Raw genomic sequence first — 22,174 nt, forward strand, 5'->3', positions numbered from 1 at the left:
GCGCACCCCATGACCGACCAAGTCTCCTACGAGGTCACCCTGGAGGACCTGGCCGCGCTGATGAAGCGCACCGCCGGCGTCTCCGTCGACCCCGACCAGTTCGCCCGGCAGGCCGACGCCGGCTTCGACACCTTCGGCCTGGACTCGCTGGGCCTGCTCGGCATCGTCGCCGAGCTGGAGAAGCGCTACGGCCTGTCGATGCCGCCGGACGCCGAGCGCTGCAAGTCGCCCGCGGAGTTCCTCGCGCTGATCAACAGCGCGCTGACGACAGGAGTCTGAGATGCCCGCGCACACCGACAACGAGATCGTCATCGACGCGCCCTTCGATCTCGTCTGGGACATGACCAACGACATCGAGAACTGGCCGCAGCTGTTCAGCGAGTACGCCTCGGTCGAGATCCTCGAGCGCGAGGGCGACCGCACCACGTTCCGGCTCACCATGCACCCGGACGAGCAGGGCCGGGTGTGGAGCTGGGTGTCCGAGCGCACCGCCGACCGCGCCGCCCGCAAGGTCGACGCCCACCGCGTCGAGACCGGGCCGTTCGCGTTCATGCGGATCCACTGGGAGTACGAGGAGACCCCGGCCGGCACGCGGATGCGCTGGGTGCAGGACTTCTCGATGAAGCCCGAGGCCCCGGTGGACGACGCCGGCATGGAGGAGATGATCAACCGCAACTCCCGTACCCAGCTGGCCCTCATCCGCGACCGCATCGAGCAGGCCGCGGGCGAGCGGCGTCCCGCCGCCGTCCTGAGCGAGTGAGGGGCACACCGATGCACCACACCCTGATCGTCGCCCGGATGAAGCCCGGCGCGGCCGACGACATCGCGCGGGTCTTCGCCGAGTCCGACAGCGGTGACCTGCCGCACCTGGTGGGCGTCACCCGGCGCAGCCTCTTCCAGTTCGGTGATGTGTACCTGCACCTCATCGAGAGCGAGAACGACCCGGGTCCGGCCATCGCCCGCCTCGCCGACCACCCCGAGTTCCGCGAGGTCAGCGAGCGGCTGACGCCGTTCGTCTCCGCCTACGACCCGGAGACCTGGCGCGGCCCGAAGGACGCCATGGCCCAGTGCTTCTACCGCTGGGAGAGCGACGCCGCGGTCTCCCGCGACGCCGCGGTGTCCGGCTGACCCGCACCCGCCCACCGCAGACGCACGGGGCACGGCCGTCGGGCCGGGCCCCGTGCGCGTGTGTCCGGCCGCGCACGAACCCGCTTTGCATGACCATGCGAGAGGGTGCATACTCTTCCTATGTCCAAGGTCCTCACCTCCCTCCCCGTCGGCGAGCGCGTCGGCATCGCCTTCTCGGGCGGCCTCGACACCTCGGTCGCGGTCGCGTGGATGCGCGAAAAGGGTGCCGTCCCCTGCACCTACACCGCCGACATCGGCCAGTACGACGAGCCCGACATCGCCTCGGTGCCCGGCCGCGCGGAGACCTACGGCGCGGAGATCGCCCGCCTGGTCGACTGCCGCGCCGCACTGGTCGAGGAGGGCCTGGCCGCGCTCACCTGCGGCGCGTTCCACATCCGCTCCGGCGGACGCGCGTACTTCAACACCACGCCGCTGGGCCGCGCCGTCACCGGCACGCTGCTGGTGCGGGCGATGCTCGAGGACGACGTCCAGATCTGGGGCGACGGCTCGACGTACAAGGGCAACGACATCGAGCGGTTCTACCGCTACGGCCTGCTCGCCAACCCCAAGCTGCGGATCTACAAGCCCTGGCTGGACGCGGACTTCGTGACCGAGCTCGGCGGCCGCAAGGAGATGTCGGAGTGGCTCCTCGCCCACGACCTCCCCTACCGCGCCAGCACCGAGAAGGCCTACTCCACCGACGCCAACATCTGGGGCGCCACCCACGAGGCCAAGACCCTGGAGCACCTGGACACCGGCGTCGAGACGGTCGAGCCGATCATGGGCGTCCGGTTCTGGGACCCGGCCGTCGAGGTCCCCACCGAGGACGTGACGATCGGCTTCGACCAGGGCCGCCCCGTCACGATCAACGGCAAGGAGTTCGCCTCCGCCGTCGACCTGGTGATGGAGGCCAACGCCATCGGCGGCCGCCACGGCCTCGGCATGTCCGACCAGATCGAGAACCGCATCATCGAGGCCAAGAGCCGCGGCATCTACGAGGCCCCCGGCATGGCCCTGCTGCACGCGGCCTACGAGCGCCTGGTCAACGCCATCCACAACGAGGACACGCTCGCCCAGTACCACACCGAGGGCCGGCGCCTGGGCCGCCTGATGTACGAGGGCCGCTGGCTGGACCCGCAGGCGCTGATGATCCGCGAGTCTCTGCAGCGCTGGGTCGGCTCGGCGATCACCGGCGAGGTCACCCTGCGGCTGCGGCGCGGCGAGGACTACTCGATCCTCGACACCACCGGCCCGGCGTTCAGCTACCACCCCGACAAGCTGTCCATGGAGCGCACCGAGGACTCCGCGTTCGGCCCGGTCGACCGGATCGGCCAGCTGACCATGCGCAACCTGGACATCGCCGACTCCCGCGCCAAGCTGGAGCAGTACGTCGGGCTCGGCCTGATCGGCACCGCCACCCCGACCATCGGGGCCTCGCAGGCCGCCGCGACCGGGCTCATCGGCACCATGCCCGAACTGCCCGAGGGCGGCGCCGAGGCCATCGCCTCGCGGGGCGAGGTCTCCGAGGAGGACGCGCTGCTCGACCGCGCGGCGATGGAGTCCGGCACGGACTGACGGGCTCCGCCCGAGCCACCACCGACGGGCTCCGCCCGTTCCGGCACCGGAGGGCCGGCTCGACGAGACACTCGCCGAGCCGGCCCTCCGGCCGGTTCGCGGCGAGGCGCGGTGGCGGACTTCGGGGTGGCGGACTTCGCGGTGGCGGGCGGCCGGCGCACGACGGCAGGGCGACCGCGGGTGGCGGGCGACGGCGGGGGAAGGCGCCGTGCGGCGTCGCCGGGGCCGTCGCCGTGGCCGCCGGGGCGGTGGGCCGAGCCTCCAGCCGGACGGGACCGCGGCGAGGTGCACGGAGGGCCGGGTCTCCAGCCGGACCGGGTCGCCGCGAGGCCCGCGGTGGGCCGGCCTTCAGTCCGACAGGGTCGCGGCCAGGTCCGTGGCGGCCCGGACGAGGTCCGGGTCCGAGGCGGTGCCGGGGTCGGCGAGCAGCGCGCCGAGGACGTCGCGCCCGGCGTGCACCGCCTCGCGGGCCGCGCGCTCCCAGCCGACGTAGTCCTCGGGGTAGTGCAGCAGCTTCGGGTACGTCGCGGCCGTGGTCTCCCACTGGCGGGCGTGGGCGATGTCGGTCAGCAGGCGCAGGACCCGGGCCCGGCAGCCGAGGTGGGGCAGCTGGACGAGCTCCCACAGGAAGGGCACCGTCGGGGCGGTGGCCTGGTCGACCACGAAGCCGTAGCGGCAGACGCGGTCGCGGAGCTGCGCGAGCGCGGAGGTGGCGGCCGGTTCGTCGCCCCCGGCGACGGTGGCGAGCAGGGACGGGATCGCCGAGGCCGGACCCGCGCAGTCCTTGATCTCGGGCCAGGGCACCAGGGCCAGGTCGGCGAGCGTTCTCTTCACCGTGGTCATGTCAGGCCTGCACTCGCGTCGGCAGCATCGCCCAGACGGTCTTGCCCAGGGGCGCGCAGCGGGTCCAGCCCCAGTGGGCCGACAGGGCCTCCACGATGTGCAGCCCCCGGCCGTGCTCCAGCAGCGATTCCCCGGGAGACGGGTACACCGGGGGCGTGTCGCACTGGTCGCTGACCGCACAGACCAGGTGGGCCCGGCGCAGGGTGAGCCGCAGCCGCACGTCGGCGCCGCCCGGCGGCACGTCCGGCAGGGCGTGCAGGACCGCGTTGGCGGCGAGTTCGGTGACGACCGTGACCGCGTCGTCGGCGCACTCGCCCACGTCCCACCGGTCGAGCGTGCGGTGGGTGAACTCGCGCGCCTCGGCGAACCCCTCCCGGCTGCCGGTGATGCGGAAGGTGGCTGTTCGGGCCGAGTCGTGCACGGACTCTCGACTCCGGAACTGTGCAGGTGATGACACGGCATCTCCCTGAAGCGACGTCAGGACGGGGCGCCGGAACGGCGGTTGACGGCACGGCTATTATCCACGCTGAGGATGGCCTCGTGCAATTTCACGGGAAATTGCGCGCACGAACGAGGAGAGTGCCGTGGTGTCGATACGGAACGGAGTGCGGGCGAGCTCGCTGGGCGTCCGCTGGATCAAGAGCACCCACAGCGCCGCCGAGGGCAACTGCGTCGAGGTGGCGGCGCTGGACGGCGGCGGCGTGGCGCTGCGCAACTCACGTGATCCCGAGGGTCCCGCCCTGGTCTACACGCCGGCCGAGGTCGCCGCGTTCCTGGCGGGCGCCAAGGACGGGGAGTTCGACCACCTCGTGTGACCTCGCGGTTCGGCCGTACGGCCCCAAGGGGTCACCCGCTGACGGGAACTGAGGAGGTTTCAGCTCCCGCACCCCGTGCGGTGGACGGCGGCCGGATGCGATACTGCGGGGGTCGTCTGCCGGACCAGCGGGAGTCAGGATGTCTGTCGAAAAGCCCCGGGTCTCCCGTCTCGAACCGTATCTGAGCCGTTCGGAGCCGGCCCCGACCCTGCTGAAGATGCTGGTCGGCGTGCAGCTGGCGGGCATCCGCGAGGACGCGGGCCACTCCCAGGAGCAGGCCGCGCGACTGCTGGGCTTCAGCCCGGCCAAGCTGTCGCGCATCGAGGCGGGCAAGGGCCGCAAGCCCCCGACCGAGGCCGACGTGCGCGCCCTGCTCGGGCTGTACGGCACCGGGGAGTACGAGGCGTCGCTGCTCCTGCAGTTGCTGCGGCGGGCCAACGAGCCGGGCTGGTGGCAGCGCTACGACAAGCGGCTGATGCCCGAGTGGTTCGACCGGCTGGTCGGCCTCCAGGAGGCGGCCACCGCGATCCGTACCTTCGAGATCCAGTACGTGCCGGGCCTGCTCCAGACGTCCGCGTACGCCCGTGCCGTCGTCGAGCGCGGTCTGCCCGCCGCGCCGGCCCGGGAGGTCGAGCGGCGCGTGGAGCTGCGCATGCGCCGCCGCCAGCTCCTGGAGCGCACGGACGCCCCGCAGCTGTGGGCGGTCGTCGACGAGTCGGTGCTGCTGCGCGTGCTGGGCGGCCGCGAGGTCATGCGCGAACAGCTCGAGCACCTGGTGACGATGGCGCAGAAGCCTCACGTCACCCTGCAGATCGTCCCGTTGGACGTCACCCACGCCTCCGCGCCGGTGATCCCCGTCACCTACCTGCGCTTCGGCGGCTCCGACCTGCCCGACGTGGTCTACCTGGAGCAGATCCGCAGCGCGACGTTCCTGGAGGACCAGGACGAGACCGAGGAGTACCGGGTCGCCCTCGACCGGCTGGCCGACGAGGCGCTCAACCCGCGGGAGTCCCTGGACCTGCTGCGCGACACGATGAAGCAGCGCTACGCGCAGTAGTGCCGCCGGCCGACCACCACGAGGACCGGCGAGGGCGCCGCGGCGCGGCACCCTCGCCCCGGACTACCCCAGACGGGCCACTCCGCCGAACTCGATCCACTCCTGCGTCTGTTGGCGGGGGGAGACCTCGGTGTCCGGGCGCCAGGTGGAGACCTCGACCAGACCCGGTTCGAGGATCTCCAGCCCGTCGAACCAGGCCTCGACGTCCTTCTCCTCGCGCACCCGGCCCCAGTGGCCCTGGGTCGCCTTGTCCATGAAGTCGGTGACGAACTCACGGACCGCCGGGTCGTCGCTGACCAGCTGGCACATCACCAGGTAGCTGCCCGGCGCCAGCCGCTCGACGACGCGGCGCACCACGGCCGGCGGGCCGTCGGTCTCGCTGTCCGGGATGCAGTGGAACACCGAGTTGAACAGCACGGCCACCGGCTGGTCGAAGTCGATCAGGCGCCGGGTGTCCTCGTGACCGAAGATGGCGTCGGTCTCGCGCAGGTCGGCGTGTATGACCGTGGTCCGCTCGTCCTGCTCCAGCAGCGCCCGGCCGTGGACCATGACCATCGGGTCGTTGTCGACGTAGACCACGTGGACGCCGGGGTCGATGCGCTGGGCGACCTGGTGGATGTTGTCCTGGGTCGGCAGGCCGGACCCGTGGTCCAGGAACTGCCGGATGCCGTACTCCTGGGTCAGCGTGCGCACGACCCGCTGGAGGAAGCGGCGGTTGTTCAGCGCGAGGGCCCGGGTGCTGGGGACGACCTTGTCCAGCTCCTCGACGGCCGCGCGGTCGGCGGCGTAGTTGTCCTTGCCGCCCAGGTAGTAGTCGTACATGCGCGCGGCCGTGGGGACCGACGCGTCGATCTTCGTGGACAGTTGCTCTCCAGGCTGCATCTCTTCCCCCAGACACCCGCGCCGTGGACCGGCGCGACCGACAATACATCGTGGGGGAGCGGGACTTGGAGGGACCGGGCGATGATCGTGCCTTCCCCCTCCGCCGCCCCGCACGCCCTCCCCTGCCCCGCACGCCCTCCGCCGCCCGTCCCGGGCCGTCGAATGGCGGGCGGCCCCGGACGGGCGGAGGATGAAGGGATGGGGTGCGGTCCCCCATCGGTGACGTCCAGGGCCGCCGGGGAGACCGGCCCCGGCCGTGAGGCACGGCCGGAAGGGAGGAGCGTCATGCTGGAAGTGAAGACGCTCGACAAGCCGGACGAGCGGCGCGATTTCCCCCGCGGTCACCTCGAAGCCGTCCACCTCAGCGGGCTGGACTTCGCCGTGGCCACCTTCGAGCCCGGCTGGCGCTGGTCGGAGTCCGTGGCGCCGATCGCGGGCACCCAGACCTGCCAGGTCCACCACAACGGCTACGTCGTGCAGGGACGCATGCACCTGCACATGGACGACGGCGGCGAGAGCGAGGTGGGCCCCGGCGACGTGTTCGTCTGCACGCCCGGTCACGACGCCTGGGTCGTCGGGGACGAGCAGGTCGTGGTGTACGACTTCGCCGGCGCCATGGCCCGGGACTACGCCAAGGCCGGGGACTGACCGCACGGCGCCACACCCGGTGGCGCACCACCCGACCCACCGGGGCGGGGGAGGGCCTCCACCCTCTCCCGCCCCGCGGCGTGCCCCGGCGCCTCCCGGGACGGGTCAGACCGGCAGCAGGCGCTCGACGAGGGTGCCGAGCTGGCGGGCGGTGCGGCACTCGTGCAGGGGGACCAGGTCGGCGTAGGCGAGCGCCGCCGAGTCCCCGGTGCCCCACTGGGCGCGCGGCTCCGGGTTCAGCCAGTGGACGCGGCGGCAGCGCCGGGCGATCGCGCGGACGGCGGCCAGGTTCGGGTCGCCGTGGTTGGTGCGGGCGTCGCCGAGGACGAACAGGGTGGTGCGCGGGGTGAGCGTCCTGGCGTACCGCTCGGCGAACTCGCCCAGCGCGGCGCCGTAGTCGCTGCTGCCGTGCCAGGCGGTGACGGCGGCCTCGCCGTGGATGCGGGCGCTCAGGCCCTCGGGGTCGGCGGCGCCGTGCACGAGCAGCGGGGTCACCTCGTCGACACGGTTGACGAAGGCGAACACGCGCACCTTGGTGAACTGGTCGTGCAGCGCCTGCACCAGCAGCATCGTGAAGTCCGAGAACCCGGACACCGAACCCGACACGTCGCACAGCAGTACCAGTTCGGGACGGGCCGGCCGGCGCCGGCGCAGCACCGGCCGCATGGGCACGCCCCCGGTGGACAGGGAGCCGCGCACGGTGCGGCGCAGGTCGATGGAGCCCCGGGCGGCCCGCCGTCGGCGCGCGGCCAGCCGGGTGGCGAGCTTGCGGGCCAACGGCTGGACGGTGCGCCGCAGTTCGGCCAGCCGGTCCTTCCCGGCGTACAGGAAGTCCACCCGGTCCGCGGTGGGCGCAACGGCCCGGCGGGCGATCTCCTCCCGGCCCCGCCGCTCCGCCACCCGCCGCCGCGCCTCCGCGGCCACCAGCGCGCGGAAGGCCTCGATGCGGCGCCGGATCTCGTCCTCCAGCAGCCGGTCCGCGAAGCCCGCGCCGGCGCCCCGCGCCCGCAGCTCGTCCCGCACCCTCGTCAACAGGGTCTGCGGGCGCAGCCGTTCGAGCGTCTGGTACGACGACCAGCCGTCCGTACCGGGTGCGCCGCCGTAGCCGCCCAGCCCGTCCACCGCCTCGACGGCCAGCCGGGCCAGCATCGCCCGGTCGTCCGCCGTGAGCGCCTCGGCGAGCCGGTCGCGCAGCTCCTCCCGGCCGGCGGCCTCCGTCGCGGGGCCGCCCACGGCGTGCGGGAAGTACAGGTCGAAGACCGCGTCGAACACCGGCCGTTGGCCCGTCTCGTGCAGCAGGGTGGCGGCCAGTCCCTCGCGCAGCACCGCCCGGTCGGCCAGCCCCAGCGCCGCCACGGCGCGGGCGGCGTCCACCGTCTCGCCGGTGCCGATCCGCACCCCGTGCGCCCGCAGCGCGGAGACGAAGCCCGTCAGCCGCGACGCCAGGTCCGCGGTCGCCGCGTCCGCGGTCACAGCGCGTCCAGGTCCAGCTTGGCCGACGCCTTCAAGACGTCCTCCTGGTGCTTGAGGATCACGCCGAGGCTGTCCCGCACGAACGTCTCGTCCAGCGTGTCCGCGCCCAGCGCCAGCAGGGTGCGGGCCCAGTCGATGGTCTCGGCGACCGACGGCACCTTGCGCAGGTCCATCGCCCGCAGCGCGCCCACCACCCGCACCAGGGACGCGGCCAGCGCCTCGTCGACGCCCGGCACCTTCAGCCGTACGATGCGCCGCTCCAGCTCCTCGTCGGGGAAGCCGATGTGCAGGAACAGGCAGCGGCGCCGCAGCGCCTCGGACAGCTCCCGGCTCGCGTTCGAGGTGAGCACCACGAACGGGCGCCGGGCGGCGGTGATCGTGCCCAGCTCGGGGACCGTGACCTGGAAGTCGCTGAGCACCTCCAGGAGCAGGCCCTCCACCTCGACGTCGGCCTTGTCGGTCTCGTCGATCAGCAGGACCTTCGGGTCGTCGCCGCGGATCGCCGTGAGCAGCGGGCGGGGGAGCAGGAACTCCTCGCTGAAGATGTCGGTGCGCGTCTCGTCCCAGGTCTCGTCGCGGCCCGCGCTGATCCGCAGCAGCTGCTTGGCGTGATTCCACTCGTACAGCGCCCGGGACTCGTCGACGCCCTCGTAGCACTGCAGCCGCACCAGCCGCGCCCCCGCCACCTGGGCGACGGCCTTGGCCAGCTCCGTCTTGCCGACCCCCGCCGGGCCCTCGACCAGCAGCGGCTTGCCGAGCCGGTCGGCGAGGAAGACGGTGGTGGCCACGGCGGGGGAGGCCAGGTAGCCGGTCTCGGCGAGACGGGCCGAGACGTCGTCGACGGACGTGAACAACGGGGCCTCCCGGCGGCGGGTGCGGTGGGGTGTACGAGCATCTATCTAAGCGCTTGTTCACCGCCGCTGTCACGGGGTGGGCCGGGCGGTCGGTGAACGAGCCTTCGCCCGGCTCACGTTCTGGCGGACAGGTCGGGTCAGGTCCGCAGCGGTGCCGCCCCTCGCTCCGTACGGTCGTGATCCGGTCGAAGCCGCAGCTCGCGGCCCTGCCGGCGGCGGCGCGGCCAGCGGTGGTCCGCCTTCGAGGGCCAGACGGTGAAGCTGGAGTTCGCCGGCACCGAGGACGCCTGCCTGTCGACCGTGCTCCTGGTCGACGACATCGCCATCGGCTGACCGGCCCCGCTCGTCGCACCTGCACTCGTTCTCTGCACGGCACTGGCGACCTCCTTCGCCCTCCCGGCACAGGCCCCCGGGATCGATGAGGTCCGGCCGAGGGCCGAGACCGTGCCGTTGTTCGACGGCGAAGCCGGCGGCGACGCCAACGCGGACGACCCGGCGATCTGGCGCAATCCCGCCGCCCGGGCCGTAGCCTGGTGATCGCAACCGCCAAGCAGGGGGGCCTGCGCGTCCACCACCTGGACGCGCGCCAGGTGCAGTCGGTCCGCGCCCCGGCCGGCCCGGGCGCTGACGACAAGCCCGGTCGTTTCAACAACGTCGACCTGGTGCACGGTCTGCGTCTGGGCACCGGGCGCGCGGACGTCGCAGTGGTCAGCGACCGCGGCAGCGACCGGCTGCGCATCTACCGCATCGACCGGGACAAGCCCGGCGGCCCGCTCACCGACATCACCGAGCCGGAAGTGCGGCCCGTGTTCTCGGTCGACCAGGCCGAGATCAACGAGCAGAAGACCGCGTACGGCCTGGCGCCTCGCCGCGTTGTCGTCACTCTCCGAGTCATCCGGCCCCTTCGACCAGGCGGGGCCGATCGATGCTGCTCAGCCATCAGTCACGCCGACAGGTGGCGGAGCAGGCACCGGTCGGCCGGGGTGTGTGGTTGCGCCGGCTGACCAGGGCGTAGGAGCGGCCGGTGGTGCGGTCGGTCCAGGTGGCCAAGCACGGCGTCAACGGTCGGCCGCCCGAGCACGGCCCGGAATCCCGCTCCACCGACCGGAGACCTGGCCCGAGCTCACGCGTGCTGATCACACCGTGTCGCGACCGGCCGGAGGGAGGTTCAGCGTACGGCCAGCAGGCTGTACAAGAGGGGGATCCGCGGCTCGGGCAGCCGCCACCAGCCGGAGTCCGTCTGGACCATCCGCGGCCATCGCGGCCAGGGAAGCTCGTCGCTCTCCCGCAGCCGCCGGACGCCCATGCCCGCATCGGTCAACGCGTTCAGGACCTCTCCCAGCCCGTGCATCCATTCGTAGTTGTCCGTGGCGCCCTCGAGGGCCGGACCGTCGGTATAGGTGTAGGTGCCGTCCCGATGCACCGGACCGGAGCCCCTCAGGTAGTCGTGACGCAGGAGCAGTTCTGGTCCCTCGCCCGGCTCGGGTTTCGGGCCGAGGGCGTTGAGCAGCGGGTGGAACTCCACGACGTACAAGCGCCCGCCCGGCCGCAGGAGTTCGGCCACGACATCCGCCCACCGATCGAGGTCCGGCAGGTAGCACAGGGCGCCCTTGCCGGTGTAGACGACGTCGAACTGCCGGCCCTCCAGCGCCGTCACGGCGTCGTAGACATTGGCCTGGACGTAGGTGACGTCGAGGCCCGACGTCGCGGCGAGGTCCCGCGCGGCCGCCACGGACGCCGCCGAGAAGTCCAGGCCGACCGCCCTGGCTCCACGGCGGGCGAGGGCGAGTGTCTCCGTGCCGAGGTGGCACTGGAGGTGCAACACGTCCCGGCCGGACAGTTCGCCGAGGTCCTCCCACTCGAACGCGGCGAACCAGCGCTCCGGGTGCAGGTCCTCGTCCAGGCCGTAGAAGCGGCTGGTGACGTGTACCGGAGTGCGCGCGTCCCAGTTCGCCTGGTTGGCGCGCATCAACCGCTCGTCTTCTGCGGAGGGCATGAGGACATCTAACCGCAGTACATCGAACGCAGCACCGCGCTCCGCAGACTGCGGCCGACCGGGAAGAGCGCCCCAGGCTTGAAAGGTCATGGGAACAGGGGTGTTGGCGCTGAAGCAGACGTGCAGGGATTCAGCGCAGACGTCCGGGGTACTCCGCGCCTACCTGTCCACCCTTCGGGAGAGAGTGATGACACAGACCACTGGGAACCGGTTCTGCAAGGCGTGCGGCACGCCGGCCGAGGACGGAAAACTGTGCAACCACTGCGGCGCCGTCCTGGACCTCCCCGACACGGCGGGGCTGGTCGAGGACCAAGGCGCAGCGGTACGCCGCGCATTCGAAGAACGCACCCAGCAGGAGGCGTGAGAAGCGACCGGAGGGCCGACCCGGTCAACTTCCCGGACCGCCTCCGAGTATCTCCGCCACTGGTTGGACAGTCCCTTTTCGGCCGTCTTCTGGGGGCTGGGAGGCGAGGAGCCGGCAGGGGGTAGGCGGTAGGTATGGATGGCACACGACTTCGACAGGATGATCAGAGCGCACAGGAGACTCGTGCACGAGGAACCATGCGGATGTGGCGGTGGGCCAGGTGGGCAGCACTTGTTCTCGCGGTCAGCTGGGCGGTGAACTGGGTCGTCAATCTCGTCCAGGGCGAGCAGGGCCGGGATCTGTGGTGGCCTCTGGTCAGTGCCGTCATCTGGGCAGCGTTGACCGTGTACGGGTTCAGGACTTACCGCCGGATCAGGACCACAACTCTGCCGGGTATCACCGGCCGTTCGTCCGCCTGACCACCTGAACCAAGGCGCTTCCGTGCGCTGGTCCACGCTCGCACCAGTTCCGCGCCACCGCGCGGCCCCCGTCCGCCTACCGCGTGATCGCGGGCGGGCAGCGACGCGACTCTCCGCAGGCGGAGCCGGTCCAAGAGGCGATCCGGGTGCCATAACCCGGTCCAGGGAGTCCGAACAATCCGCCCTCGTCCCGTAAGACGAGCCGGGCGTCGAGCGCCGCCACGGTCCTTCCACGCTCGCCCACGTTTCCGTCACCCGGCCCATGACCGGTGGGCCCGTGACGGTGGAGCCGCAGACCTCGCTGACGGCCGTCGCCCGGCCGATGCGGGACGAGGACGTCGGGCCGTCCTGGTCGCCGACCACGACGAGCTGCGCGGCCCGGTCAGCGACCGCGACCCGGTGGTGCGCGCCCTCGCCGAGGGCTGGGACCCGGAGCGGACGACCGTGGCCGGCGCGTGCAGCGACGACCTGGTCACGGTCACCCCCGACGACGACCTGGACCGGGCCGTCGGGCTGATGCGGGAGCACGCCGTGCGCCGCCTGCCCGTCGACGAGGGCGGCCACCCGGTCGGCATGGTCGCCCTGGCCGACCTCGCGATGGAACGCGACCCGGACTCGGCGCTGGGCGACATCAGCGTGGCCCGGCCGAACCAGTAGGTCCACAGGGGGAGGGCGGGCCCGGCGGGGGCACCTGCCACCAGGGCCCGCCCGCCCCGACCCCCGCCGTGTGATCCGCCCCGGCGCGGGCACTCGGCCCGCATGGACGATCAGGCGTACATCCACGGGTCGTACTGGCTCGAGACCGCCCCGCCGGCGGATCCCGCACCCCCGCCCGAGGGCCCGGTGACCGTCGACGTGGCCGTCGTGGGCGGGGGCATCGCGGGCCTGAGCACGGCCTGGGAACTGGCCCGCCGCGGCCGCAGCGTCGCCGTGCTGGAGGCGGACCGGATCGCCGCCGGCGTCACCGGGCACACCACCGCCAAGCTGAGCGCGCAGCACACCCTGATCTACGACCAGCTGCGCCGCACCCGCGGCCCCGAGGGCGCCCGCCTGTACGCGCACTCCCAGATGGACGCCATCCGGCACGCGGCCGAGACCGCCGAGGAGCTCGGCATCGACTGCGACTGGGAGGACACCGAGGCGTTCACCTACGCCGAGGACCCCGGGCGCGTGAAGGAGCTGCGCTCGGAGGCGAGCGCCGCCCGGGAGGCCGGCCTGGAGGCGCAGTTCGTCACCGACACGGACCTGCCGTTCCCCGTCGCGGGCGCGGTGAAGGTCGCCGGCCAGGCGCAGTTCCACCCCCGCAAGTACCTGCTGGCGCTGGCCGAGGACATCCGCCGGCTCGGCGGAGTGATCCACGAGCACACCCGCGTGACCGGCCTCAGCGAGGGCGAGCCGTGCGTGCTGACGACGGAGGTGCTGCACGGCGGGCAGGCGGGGAACGGCGGCAGCGACGGGCCGGAGATCACCGCCCGTGACGTCGTCGTCGCCACCCACTACCCGGTGTTCGACCGGGCCCTGCTCTTCACCCGGCTGTCGCCGCGCCGCGAACTGGTGCTGGCCGCGCCCGTGGAGGCGGCCCGCGCACCGCGCGGCATGTACATCACGCCCGAGCAGAACACCCGCTCGGTGCGCACCGCGCCCCTGCCGGACGGCCGGCGGCTGCTGATCGTCACCGGTGAGCACTTCACCCCGGGCGCCGGCGGTGACGTGGAGGAGCGCTTCGACCGTCTCGCCGGCTGGGCGACGGAGCGGTTCGGGCCGTTGACCTTCTCGCACCGCTGGGCCACCCAGGACAACGACCCCACCGACTCCGTGCCCCTGGTCGGGCCCTTGCACCCGCGTGCGCGGCACGCCTACGTGGCGACCGGGTTCGCCGGGTGGGGCATGGCGACCGGCATCATGTCCGGCCGACTGCTGGCCGAGCAGATCACCGGCCGTGAGTGCCCGTGGAGCGAGCTGTACGACCCGCGCCGCATCGCCTCGGTCGTCCGGGAGGGCGGGACCTTCCTCAAGACGCAGGCGGAGGTGGCACGGCACTTCGTCGGCGACCGCGTCTCCACGCCCGGTGCCTCCTCGGTGGACCAGATCGCCCCGGGCGACGGCGCGATCGTCCGGGTCAACGGCGAGCGGTGCGCCGTGCACCGTGACGCCGAGGGCCAGGTGCACGCGGTGTCCGCCCGCTGCACCCACCTGGGCTGCCTGGTCGCGTTCAACCGGGCCGAGGGTGCCTGGGAGTGCCCCTGCCACGGCTCCCGGTTCGCCCCCGACGGCAAGGTGGTCCAGGGTCCGGCGGTGCGCCCGCTGGAGCGCCGCGAGCTGTGAACCCGGCGGGCGGGGGAGCAGCCCCCGTCCTGAGCGGTCCGGTGCGCGTTCAGCGCGCCGGACCGCTCAGCCCACCAGCACGACCTCCAGGGTGCGCGGGCCGTGCACGCCCTCCACCCGGTCCAGTTCGATGTCACTGGTGGCCGAGGGGCCTGAGATCCACGTCAACGGGCGTACGGGATCGAGCCGTTCGAGGGCTTCCGGGACCGAGGAGACCACCTGTTCGGGCACCCGGACCACGCAGATGTGGTGGTCCGGGACCAGGGTGATCCGCCGGCGGCCCTGGTCGGGTGAGCCGTCCAGGACGAGGGTGCCGGTCTCCGCGACGGCGACCGCGCAGCCGGTGACCACGCTGTCGACCCGGTCCAGCTCGTGCGCGGTGCTCCCGGCGCGGTCGGCGACGCGGGCTACGTCCGTCCCCGCCAGCCAGGACGCGTCCAGGCCCGGCGGGACCAGCACCGACGCCGACCCTCGCCCGGAGAGCAACCGGCCGATCAGCGACGGCAGTTCGGCCGGGGTGCAGCGGTGGACCAGGGCCCGGTAGTCCGCCAGGTTCTCGGCGAGCAGCGCGACCGTCTCCTCGACGGTGCGCTCCCCGTGCCGGCGCAGGTAGCCGCGCGCGATCGGGGCGTCGTCGCGCGGGGCGTCGGCGAGCGCGCGCCGCACCCGGCCGAGGATCCGCTCCCTGCTGCTGCTCATCGGGCACCGTCCTTGCCGCCGTGCGTGCGCTGCCACCAGTCCCGGAACGGCTCCGCGGGGACGGGCGGCAGGTCCCGGCTGCCCGTCCAGGCCCGGCCGGGGCCGGGCAGGGTGCGCGGGTGGAAGCGCCGGGTGCGCGAGGCGAGCCGCTGCCCGGTGCGCAGGGCCGCGGGGTGACGGAACGCCCAGCGCGCCGCGCGCATCGCCGCCCGCTCGGCACCGTGTCCCCGGGCCGGCTTGAGCACGACCTTGTTGCCCTCCCGGGTGACCGGTCCGCCCTGCGCGACCCGTTCGCGCAGGTGCACCAGCACCTCGGGGATGTCGATGGCCACCGGACACACCTCGTAGCAGGCGCCGCACAGGCTCGACGCGTACGGCAGCGAGGCGTCGATCTCGCTGGCCGTGCCGCGCAGTTGGGGGCTCAGGATCGCGCCGATCGGCCCCGGGTAGACCGAGCCGTAGGCGTGGCCGCCGGCCCGCTCGTACACCGGGCAGACGTTGAGGCAGGCCGAGCAGCGGATGCAGCGCAGCGCCTGGCGGCCGACCTCGTCGGCGAGGGTGTCGGTGCGGCCGTTGTCGAGCAGGACCAGGTGGAACACCCGGGGTCCGTCCCCGTCCGTGGTGCCGGTCCAGGTGGACGTGTAGGGGTTCATGCGCTCGGCCGTGGAGGAGCGCGGCAGCGTCTGCAGGAACACCTCCAGGTCCTGCCAGGACGGTACGACCTTCTCGATGCCGACGACCGAGATCAGCGTCTCGGGCAGGGTCAGGCACATGCGGCCGTTGCCCTCGGACTCGACGACCACGAGGGTGCCGGTCTCGGCGACCATGAAGTTGGCGCCGGAGACGCCGACCTTGGCGCGCAGGAACTTCTCCCGCAGGTGCAGCCGGGCGGCCTCGGCGAGTTCGGCCGGGGTGTCGGTCAGCCCGTCGGGCGCGGGGCGGCCCCACTTGCCCATCTCCGACCGGAAGACGTCCCGGATCTCGCCCCGGTTGCGGTGGATCGCGGGGACGAGGATGTGCGAGGGCCGGTCCTCGCCCAACTGCACGATGAGCTCGGCGAGATCGGTCTCATAGGCGCGGACGCCCTCGGCCTCCAGCGCCTCGTTCAGCCCGATCTCCTGGGTGGCCATCGACTTGACCTTGACCACTTCGGACTCGCCGGTCTCCCTGACCAGCCGGGCCACGATCCGGTTGGCCTCCTCGGCGTCGGCCGCCCAGTGGACGGTGCCGCCCGCCGCGGTGACCGCCGCCTCCAACTGCTCCAGGTAGCGGTCGAGGTGGAGCAGCGTGTGGTCCTTGATCCGCTTCCCGGCCTCGCGCAGCGCCGCCCAGTCGGACACCTCGGCGACGGCCTTGGCGCGCTTGGCGCGGATGGTGTGCGTGGCGTGCCGCAGGTTGCCCCGCAGTGTCGTGTCGCGGACGGCGTCCCGCGCCGCCTCCGGGAACGCCGGCATCCCGACGAACGTCCCGCTCATACGGCCGGTTCCTCCTCCGTGCTCGCCAGGATCTCCGCCAGGTGCACCGGCCGCATCCCGCTGTTCAGCCGGGTCATGGTCCCGCCGATGTGCATCAGGCAGGAGTTGTCGGCCGCGCACAGCACCTCCGCGCCGGTCGAGGCGGCGTTGCGCACCTTGTCGGCGCCCATCGCGGCCGAGACGTCGGCGTTCTTCACCGCGAACGTGCCGCCGAAGCCGCAGCACTCGTCGGCCCCGGGCAGCTCCACCAGCTCCAGGCCCCGCACGGCCTGAAGCAGTCGGCGCGGCCGGTCGCCGAGGCCCAGGGCGCGCAGGCCGTGACAAGTGGGGTGGTAGGTGACCGTGTGCGGGTAGTACGCGCCCACGTCGGTCACGCCCAGCACGTCGACCAGGAACTCCGTCAGCTCGTACGTCCTCGGCACCACCGGCGCGAGCGTCCGGGCCAGGGTGTCGCCCCGCCCCTCGGCCCGGGCCCGCTCACCCATGCGCGGGTACAGCTCCCGCACCATCGCCCCGCAGGACCCGGACGGCGTGACGACGGCCTCGTACTCCCCGAAGACCTCGGCGAAGTGCCGGGCCAGCGGCTCGGCCTCGTGCCGGTAGCCGGTGTTGTAGTGCGCCTGGCCGCAGCAGGTCTGCGCCATCGGGAAGTCGACGTCGACGCCCAGTCGGGTCAGGAGTTTCACCACGGCGCGGCCGGTGTCCGGATAGAGCGTGTCGTTGACACAGGTCAGGAACAGTGCGACACGCATCGCGGCTCCTTCGGTGATCATCGGATGGGTCAAGCCTAGGGGGCGTCTCGCCGATCAGGCCGGGCTCGCGGCGCCTGGCACCGCGCCTCGCCGCGTTGTCGTCACTCGCCGATGCTCCGCATCGACTCCCTCCTCCGCCTTGCGATGCACGGCACCAGACGCCGCTCCCTGATCCGGCCCGATCGACAAGACACCCCCTAGTCTTCTGAGTCAGAAGTTCCTTATATAACTGTAGGCTTGCGGTATGGCTCGTACGGGGCGGCCGAAGGCCGAGTTGGTGCTGTCGGTAGAGGAGCGGGCGGCGCTGGAGGGGTGGGTGCGGCGTCGCTCAACTCCTCAGTCCTGGGCGGTGCGGTGCCGGATCATCCTGGCCTGCGCAGACGGCATGTCGAACAAGGATGTCGGTGCCTTGGTGGGCATGACGGGGCAGTCGGTGGGCCGCTGGCGGGCGCGTTTCAACGAGCATCGGATCGCCGGCCTGGGTGACCTGCCAAGATCCGGCGGTCCCCGCTCGGTGAGCGACGAGCAGGTCGCCGCAGTAGTGAAGCGGACGCTGGAGTCGACACCGAGGAACGCTACGCACTGGTCGACGCGGGCGATGGCCAAGGAAGTGGGCCTGTCCCAGTCGACCGTGTCGCGGATCTGGCGTGCCTTCGGGCTGCAGCCCCACCGCTCGGAGACCTTCAAGTTGTCGACGGACCCGTACTTCGTCGACAAGGTGCACGATGTCGTGGGCCTGTATCTGGACCCGCCCGAGCGGGCGCTGGTGTTCTGCGTGGACGAGAAGACGCAGATCCAGGCCCTGGACCGCTCCCAGCCGGTACTGCCGATGATGCCCGGGGTTCCTCAGCGGGTCACCCACGACTACGTCCGGGCCGGCACCACCACCTTGTTCGCGGCACTCGAGGTCGCCACTGGGAAAGTGATCGGATCCCTGCACCGCCGGCACCGGGCCGAGGAGTTCAAGAAGTTCCTGCTCAAGCTTGACCAGGAGATCCCGGCAGATCTTCAGGTGCACCTGATCCTCGACAACTACGCCACCCACAAGACGCCGGCCGTCAAGACCTGGCTGATCGCCCACCCTCGATTCCATCTGCACTTCACGCCCACCGGCTCGTCCTGGCTCAACCTCGTGGAGCGGTGGTTCGCAGAACTGACGAACAAGCAGATACGCCGAGGGACCCACAAGAGCGTCCAGGCCCTTGAGAAGGACATCCGCACCTGGATCGCCGCATGGAACACCGACCCCAAACCCTACGTCTGGACCAGGACCGCAGACGAGATCCTCGAACGCCTCGCCAGTTATTTACGCAGAATTCCTGACTCAGAAGACTAGGGGGTGTCTCGCCGATCACGCCGGGATCAGCGCGGGGCGGTGAGCCGGGCCTGCGCCTCCCGCCACCGCCCCGGGTCGCCCCCGGGGGTATACCGGGTCAGCGGCTGGGTGCGGACGAGCAGGTCGCGCAGCGCGCCGCGGTCGCCGGCCGGCCCGTGGGCGCGGGCCTGCACCAGGACGTTGCCGAGCGCGGCGGCCTCGGCGGGGCCGGCCACCACGGGCAGGCCGCAGGCGTCGGCGGTCAGCTGGCACAGCAGCGCGTTGCGGGCGCCGCCGCCGACGACGTGCACCACGTCCACCGGGTGGTCGGCCAGCCGCTGGGCGTCCTCGACCGCCCGCCGGTGGGCCAGCGCCAGCGAGTCGAGGATGCAGCGCGTGGTCTCGCCGGGATTGCGCGGCACCGGCTGGCCCGAGGCCCGGCACGCCTCGGCGATCCGCTCGGGCATGTGCCCGGGCGCGAGGAACGCGGCGTCCCCCGCGTCGACCACGGAGCGCAGCGCGGGCGCGGCGGCCGCCTCGCGCAGCAGACCGTCCAGGCCGGGGCCGCCCCAGGCGCGCACGCACTCCTGGAGCAGCCACAGCCCCATGATGTTGCGCAGGTAGCGGACCGTGCCGTCCAGGCCCAGCTCGTTGGTGAAATTGGCGGCGCGGCTGTCCTCGGTGAGGACGGGCGCCGTCAGCTCCAGGCCGGCCAGCGACCAGGTGCCGGTGCAGATGTACGCGAACCGCTCCCCGGCGGCGGGCACCGCGGCCACCGCGGAGGCGGTGTCGTGCGAGCCCACCGCCGTCACCGGCACCGGACCTACGAGCCCGGTCTCCTCCAGCACCTCGGGCCGCAACAGGCCCGCCGGGTCGCCCGGTTGCCGCAGTGGGGCGAACAACTCCAGGTCGACGCCGAGCCGCTGGGCCAGGTCCGCCGACCAGGTCCGGGTGCGCGGGTCGATCAGCTGGGTGGTGGAGGCGTTGGTGAGCTCGGTGCCCTGCACGCCCGTCAGCCAGTACGACATCAGGTCGGGGATCAGCAACAGCCGCCGCGCCTGCGCCAGTTGGGCACTGTCCCGGGCCGCCGCCAACTGGTACAGGGTGTTGAAGGGCGCGTACTGCAGCCCGGTCGCGGCGTACAGCTCGGGCGCGGGGACCGTGGCCCACACCTTCTCCGCGACGCCCTCGGTGCGGGCGTCGCGGTAGTGCACGGGGTTGCCGAGCAGGGCCCCGTCGGCGTCCAGCAGGCCGTAGTCCACGGCCCAGCCGTCGATGCCGACCGAGTCGAGCCGGCCCGCACCGAGCGCGCCGGCCGCCCGCAGGCCGTCCAGCACCCCCGCGTACAGCCCGAGCACGTCCCACCGCAGCCCCTCCGGCACCCGCACGGGCCGGTTCGGAAAGCGGTGGGCCTCGGTCAGCTCCAGCGTGTCGGGGCCGACGCGGCCGACCATGACGCGCCCGCTGGAGGCGCCCAGGTCGACCGCGGCGTACGAGCGCGTGACCGTGCTCATCGCAGGAACGCGGCGGCGACGCCGGCGTCGACGGGGACGTGCAGTCCGGTGGTGTGGGTCAGGTCGCCGCCGGTCAGCGCGAACACGGCGTTCGCGACGTGCTCGGGCAGCACCTCCCGCTTCAGGAGGGTGCGCCGGGCGTAGAACTCGCCCAGCTTCTCCTCCTCCACCCCGTACACCGCCGCCCGCTGGGCGCCCCAGCCGCCGGCGAAGATCCCGGAGCCGCGCACCACGCCGTCCGGGTTGACGCCGTTGACCCGGATGCCGTGCTCGCCCAGCTCGGCCGCCAGCAGCCGCACCTGGTGGGCCTGGTCGGCCTTGGTGGCGGAGTACGCGATGTTGTTCGGACCGGCGAAGACGGCGTTCTTGGAGGCGATGTAGACGATGTCGCCGCCGAGCCGCTGGGCGATCATCACGCGGGCCGCCTCGCGCGAGACGAGGAACGAGCCGCGGGCCATGATGTCGTGCTGGAGGTCCCAGTCGCGGGCCGTGGTCTCCAGGAGCGGCTTGGAGATCGAGATCCCGGCGTTGTTGACGACGAGGTCGACCCCGCCGAAGGCGAGCAGGGCCGCCCGGAACGCCGCGGCGATCTGCTCCTCGTCGGTCACGTCGACGGTGACGGCGACGGCCCGGTCGGCGCCGCCCAGCTCCTCGGCGACCTTCCCGGCGTTCTCGCCGTTCAGGTCGGCGACCACCACACAGGCGCCCTCGGCGGCCAGCCGGTGCGCGACGGCCCGGCCGATGCCGCTGCCCGCGCCGGTCACCAGCGCGACGCGGGTGGCCAGCGGCCTGGGCTGCGGCATCCGCTGGAGCTTGGCCTCCTCCAGCGCCCAGTACTCGATGCGGAACTTCTCCGCCTCCTCGATGGGCGCGTAACGGGACACCGCCTCGGCGCCCCGCATGACGTTGACGGCGTTGACGTAGAACTCGCCGGCCACCCGCGCGGTCTGCTTGTCCCTGCCGAAGCTGAACATGCCCACGCCCGGCACCAGCACGATCGCCGGGTCCGCGCCGCGCATCGCGGGGGAGTCGGGCGCGGCGTGCCGGGCGTAGTAGACGGCGTACTCCTCGCGGTACGCGGCGTGCAGCTCCCGCAGCCGCTCCACGGCCTGCTCCAGCGGCGCGGCCGGCGGCAGGTCCAGTACCAGCGGCCGCACCTTGGTGCGCAGGAAGTGGTCGGGGCAGGAGGTCCCGAGGGCGGCGAGGCGCGGGTGCTCGGCGCGGGCCAGGAAGTCCAGGACCACCTCGGTGTCGGTGAAGTGGCCGACCTGCGGCGCGTCCTGGGAGGCCAGGGCACGCACGTACGGTGCGAGCGCGGCGGCCCGCTCCCGGCGCTCGGCCTCGGGCAGGGCGCCGTAGCCGTCGAGGACCGGGCCGAACGGCTCCGGCCTGCCGCGCTCGGCGAGGAACGCCTCGGCGGTGCGGATGATGTGCAGGGAGTTGCGCTCGCACTCCTCGGCCGTGCCGCCCCAGGCGGTGATGCCGTGGCCGCCGAGGACGACGCCGATCGCCCGCGGGTTGGCCTCCTTGACGGCGGCGATGTCCAGGCCCAGCTGGAACCCGGGCCGGCGCCAGGGCACCCAGGCCACCGTGTCCCCGAAGCACTCGGCGGTCAGCTCCTGCCCGTCGGCGGCGCAGGCGAGCGCGATGCCGGAGTCGGGGTGCAGGTGGTCCACGTGCGGGGCGTCCACCAGGCCGTGCATCGCGGTGTCGATGGACGGCGCCGCCCCGCCCTTGCCGTGCAGGCAGTAGTCGAACGCGGCGACCATCTCGTCCTCGCGCTCGACGCCGGGGTAGACGTCGACGAGCGCGCGCAGCCGGTCGAGCCGCAGCACCGCGAGCCCGGCCCCGGTCAGCGTGCCCAGGTCGCCCCCGGACCCCTTGACCCACATCAGCTCGACGTCGCCCCCGGTGACGGGGTCGTGGTCGACGCCTTTCGCGGACGCGTTGCCGCCGGCGTAGTTGGTGTTGCGCGGGTCGGAGCCGAGCCGGTGCGACCGGGCGAGCAGCGCGGCGGCTTCGGGATGCGTGGCCATGAGC

21 protein-coding genes and 2 pseudogenes are annotated in these 22,174 nt (G+C 72.8%); 12 read left to right on the forward strand and 11 right to left on the reverse strand.

Annotated features, from left to right (window positions below; translation table 11 throughout):
* Positions 1-9 precede the first annotated feature (9 nt).
* The 4 genes from E4U91_RS32005 to argG all read left to right on the forward strand — a co-directional run bounded on the left by E4U91_RS32005 (position 10) and on the right by argG (position 2,703).
* Entirely contained in the window at positions 10-279 is a 270-nt protein-coding gene (locus tag E4U91_RS32005) for an acyl carrier protein (RefSeq protein ID WP_067233049.1), read from the forward strand.
* Between the two features lies 1 nt (position 280).
* The gene (locus E4U91_RS32010; RefSeq protein WP_067233047.1) at positions 281-760 is read left to right on the forward strand and encodes an SRPBCC family protein; all 480 of its coding nucleotides are present in this window, start codon (positions 281-283) and stop codon (positions 758-760) included.
* A gap of 11 nt (positions 761-771) precedes the next feature.
* The gene (locus E4U91_RS32015; protein ID WP_137310039.1) at positions 772-1,128 is read left to right on the forward strand and encodes a TcmI family type II polyketide cyclase; all 357 of its coding nucleotides are present in this window, start codon (positions 772-774) and stop codon (positions 1,126-1,128) included.
* Between the two features lie 120 nt (positions 1,129-1,248).
* On the forward strand, positions 1,249-2,703 hold the full coding sequence (gene argG, locus E4U91_RS32020) for an argininosuccinate synthase (protein ID WP_137310040.1): 1,455 nt from the start codon (positions 1,249-1,251) through the stop codon (positions 2,701-2,703).
* A gap of 348 nt (positions 2,704-3,051) precedes the next feature.
* Here the strand turns inward: argG and E4U91_RS32025 are convergent, their stop codons facing one another.
* Positions 3,052-3,546, reverse strand: a complete 495-nt coding sequence (locus tag E4U91_RS32025; protein WP_241678753.1) for a hypothetical protein — start codon at positions 3,544-3,546, stop codon at positions 3,052-3,054.
* A 1-nt stretch (position 3,547) separates the two neighbouring features.
* Positions 3,548-3,967, reverse strand: a complete 420-nt coding sequence (locus E4U91_RS32030) for an ATP-binding protein (protein ID WP_241678754.1) — start codon at positions 3,965-3,967, stop codon at positions 3,548-3,550.
* A gap of 172 nt (positions 3,968-4,139) precedes the next feature.
* On the opposite strand from E4U91_RS32030, the gene E4U91_RS32035 reads away from it, so the two are divergent.
* Complete coding sequence (locus tag E4U91_RS32035) at positions 4,140-4,361, forward strand: DUF397 domain-containing protein (RefSeq protein ID WP_067233545.1); 222 nt, start codon at positions 4,140-4,142, stop codon at positions 4,359-4,361.
* Positions 4,362-4,500: 139 nt separating this feature from the next.
* Complete coding sequence (locus E4U91_RS32040) at positions 4,501-5,418, forward strand: helix-turn-helix domain-containing protein (RefSeq protein WP_137310042.1); 918 nt, start codon at positions 4,501-4,503, stop codon at positions 5,416-5,418.
* A gap of 63 nt (positions 5,419-5,481) precedes the next feature.
* On the opposite strand, the gene E4U91_RS32045 is transcribed toward E4U91_RS32040, so the two are convergent.
* Positions 5,482-6,300, reverse strand: a complete 819-nt coding sequence (locus E4U91_RS32045) for an SAM-dependent methyltransferase (RefSeq protein ID WP_137310043.1) — start codon at positions 6,298-6,300, stop codon at positions 5,482-5,484.
* A gap of 285 nt (positions 6,301-6,585) precedes the next feature.
* Between E4U91_RS32045 and E4U91_RS32050 the strand changes: the two genes are divergently transcribed.
* Positions 6,586-6,948, forward strand: a complete 363-nt coding sequence (locus tag E4U91_RS32050; protein ID WP_137310044.1) for a cupin domain-containing protein — start codon at positions 6,586-6,588, stop codon at positions 6,946-6,948.
* A gap of 105 nt (positions 6,949-7,053) precedes the next feature.
* Here the strand turns inward: E4U91_RS32050 and E4U91_RS32055 are convergent, their stop codons facing one another.
* Together E4U91_RS32055 and E4U91_RS32060 are read right to left on the reverse strand one after the other, a co-directional pair.
* Positions 7,054-8,421 carry a vWA domain-containing protein gene (locus E4U91_RS32055; RefSeq protein ID WP_137310045.1) on the reverse strand — a complete coding sequence of 456 codons (1,368 nt, stop codon included), beginning with the start codon at positions 8,419-8,421 and terminating at the stop codon, positions 7,054-7,056.
* Positions 8,418-9,275 carry an AAA family ATPase gene (locus E4U91_RS32060; RefSeq protein WP_137310046.1) on the reverse strand — a complete coding sequence of 286 codons (858 nt, stop codon included), beginning with the start codon at positions 9,273-9,275 and terminating at the stop codon, positions 8,418-8,420. The genes E4U91_RS32055 and E4U91_RS32060 overlap by 4 nt, the downstream gene beginning before the upstream one ends.
* Positions 9,276-9,650: 375 nt before the next feature.
* Here E4U91_RS32060 and E4U91_RS32065 point away from each other — a divergent pair.
* Positions 9,651-10,138: pseudogene (locus E4U91_RS32065) on the forward strand (phytase); the annotation flags it as partial.
* Positions 10,139-10,443: 305 nt separating this feature from the next.
* Here the strand turns inward: E4U91_RS32065 and E4U91_RS32070 are convergent.
* Entirely contained in the window at positions 10,444-11,271 is an 828-nt protein-coding gene (locus E4U91_RS32070) for a class I SAM-dependent methyltransferase (RefSeq protein WP_137310047.1), read from the reverse strand.
* A 187-nt stretch (positions 11,272-11,458) separates the two neighbouring features.
* Here E4U91_RS32070 and E4U91_RS38255 point away from each other — a divergent pair, with 187 nt between their 5' ends.
* From E4U91_RS38255 to E4U91_RS32090, 3 genes and pseudogenes are all read left to right on the forward strand, one after another.
* Positions 11,459-11,635 carry a hypothetical protein gene (locus E4U91_RS38255; protein WP_168218206.1) on the forward strand — a complete coding sequence of 59 codons (177 nt, stop codon included), beginning with the start codon at positions 11,459-11,461 and terminating at the stop codon, positions 11,633-11,635.
* Positions 11,636-12,316: 681 nt separating this feature from the next.
* Positions 12,317-12,711 (forward strand): annotated as a pseudogene (locus E4U91_RS32085) (CBS domain-containing protein).
* A 102-nt stretch (positions 12,712-12,813) separates the two neighbouring features.
* Positions 12,814-14,379, forward strand: a complete 1,566-nt coding sequence (locus tag E4U91_RS32090) for an FAD-dependent oxidoreductase (protein WP_137310049.1) — start codon at positions 12,814-12,816, stop codon at positions 14,377-14,379.
* Positions 14,380-14,445: 66 nt separating this feature from the next.
* On the opposite strand, the gene E4U91_RS32095 is transcribed toward E4U91_RS32090, so the two are convergent.
* From E4U91_RS32095 to E4U91_RS32105, 3 genes are read right to left on the reverse strand one after another with little or no spacing between them, the layout of a single operon-like run.
* Positions 14,446-15,078, reverse strand: coding sequence for a LutC/YkgG family protein (locus E4U91_RS32095; protein WP_137310050.1), 633 nt, complete (start codon positions 15,076-15,078; stop codon positions 14,446-14,448).
* On the reverse strand, positions 15,075-16,553 hold the full coding sequence (locus E4U91_RS32100) for a LutB/LldF family L-lactate oxidation iron-sulfur protein (RefSeq protein ID WP_137310051.1): 1,479 nt from the start codon (positions 16,551-16,553) through the stop codon (positions 15,075-15,077). The genes E4U91_RS32095 and E4U91_RS32100 overlap by 4 nt, the downstream gene beginning before the upstream one ends.
* Positions 16,550-17,305, reverse strand: a complete 756-nt coding sequence (locus E4U91_RS32105; RefSeq protein WP_137310052.1) for a (Fe-S)-binding protein — start codon at positions 17,303-17,305, stop codon at positions 16,550-16,552. Before E4U91_RS32105 ends, E4U91_RS32100 begins: the two co-directional genes overlap by 4 nt.
* 244 nt (positions 17,306-17,549) lie before the next feature.
* On the opposite strand from E4U91_RS32105, the gene E4U91_RS32110 reads away from it, so the two are divergent.
* Entirely contained in the window at positions 17,550-18,641 is a 1,092-nt protein-coding gene (locus tag E4U91_RS32110) for an IS630 family transposase (protein WP_137304601.1), read from the forward strand.
* A 26-nt stretch (positions 18,642-18,667) separates the two neighbouring features.
* On the opposite strand, the gene E4U91_RS32115 is transcribed toward E4U91_RS32110, so the two are convergent.
* Together E4U91_RS32115 and E4U91_RS32120 are read right to left on the reverse strand one after the other, a co-directional pair.
* Positions 18,668-20,134: a rhamnulokinase gene (locus E4U91_RS32115; RefSeq protein ID WP_137310053.1), complete on the reverse strand. Its 1,467-nt coding sequence runs from the start codon at positions 20,132-20,134 to the stop codon at positions 18,668-18,670.
* Positions 20,131-22,170, reverse strand: coding sequence for a bifunctional aldolase/short-chain dehydrogenase (locus E4U91_RS32120; RefSeq protein WP_137310054.1), 2,040 nt, complete (start codon positions 22,168-22,170; stop codon positions 20,131-20,133). The genes E4U91_RS32115 and E4U91_RS32120 overlap by 4 nt, the downstream gene beginning before the upstream one ends.
* Positions 22,171-22,174: the final 4 nt, after the last annotated feature.

It is taken from the genome of Streptomyces lasalocidi (assembly GCF_005280215.1).
Classification (GTDB): domain Bacteria; phylum Actinomycetota; class Actinomycetes; order Streptomycetales; family Streptomycetaceae; genus Streptomyces; species Streptomyces longwoodensis.

Coding starts and splice junctions, on each gene's coding strand:
- E4U91_RS32100 (WP_137310051.1), bottom strand. CDS start 16,553: ATGAGCGGGACGTTCGTCGGGATGCCGGCGTTCCCGGAGGCGGCGCGG.
- E4U91_RS32050 (WP_137310044.1), top strand. CDS start 6,586: ATGCTGGAAGTGAAGACGCTCGACAAGCCGGACGAGCGGCGCGATTTC.
- E4U91_RS32115 (WP_137310053.1), bottom strand. CDS start 20,134: ATGAGCACGGTCACGCGCTCGTACGCCGCGGTCGACCTGGGCGCCTCC.
- argG (WP_137310040.1), top strand. CDS start 1,249: ATGTCCAAGGTCCTCACCTCCCTCCCCGTCGGCGAGCGCGTCGGCATC.
- E4U91_RS32105 (WP_137310052.1), bottom strand. CDS start 17,305: ATGCGTGTCGCACTGTTCCTGACCTGTGTCAACGACACGCTCTATCCG.
- E4U91_RS38255 (WP_168218206.1), top strand. CDS start 11,459: ATGACACAGACCACTGGGAACCGGTTCTGCAAGGCGTGCGGCACGCCG.
- E4U91_RS32005 (WP_067233049.1), top strand. CDS start 10: ATGACCGACCAAGTCTCCTACGAGGTCACCCTGGAGGACCTGGCCGCG.
- E4U91_RS32015 (WP_137310039.1), top strand. CDS start 772: ATGCACCACACCCTGATCGTCGCCCGGATGAAGCCCGGCGCGGCCGAC.
- E4U91_RS32120 (WP_137310054.1), bottom strand. CDS start 22,170: ATGGCCACGCATCCCGAAGCCGCCGCGCTGCTCGCCCGGTCGCACCGG.
- E4U91_RS32045 (WP_137310043.1), bottom strand. CDS start 6,300: ATGCAGCCTGGAGAGCAACTGTCCACGAAGATCGACGCGTCGGTCCCC.
- E4U91_RS32040 (WP_137310042.1), top strand. CDS start 4,501: ATGTCTGTCGAAAAGCCCCGGGTCTCCCGTCTCGAACCGTATCTGAGC.
- E4U91_RS32025 (WP_241678753.1), bottom strand. CDS start 3,546: ATGACCACGGTGAAGAGAACGCTCGCCGACCTGGCCCTGGTGCCCTGG.
- E4U91_RS32095 (WP_137310050.1), bottom strand. CDS start 15,078: ATGAGCAGCAGCAGGGAGCGGATCCTCGGCCGGGTGCGGCGCGCGCTC.
- E4U91_RS32070 (WP_137310047.1), bottom strand. CDS start 11,271: ATGCCCTCCGCAGAAGACGAGCGGTTGATGCGCGCCAACCAGGCGAAC.
- E4U91_RS32110 (WP_137304601.1), top strand. CDS start 17,550: ATGGCTCGTACGGGGCGGCCGAAGGCCGAGTTGGTGCTGTCGGTAGAG.
- E4U91_RS32010 (WP_067233047.1), top strand. CDS start 281: ATGCCCGCGCACACCGACAACGAGATCGTCATCGACGCGCCCTTCGAT.
- E4U91_RS32090 (WP_137310049.1), top strand. CDS start 12,814: ATGGACGATCAGGCGTACATCCACGGGTCGTACTGGCTCGAGACCGCC.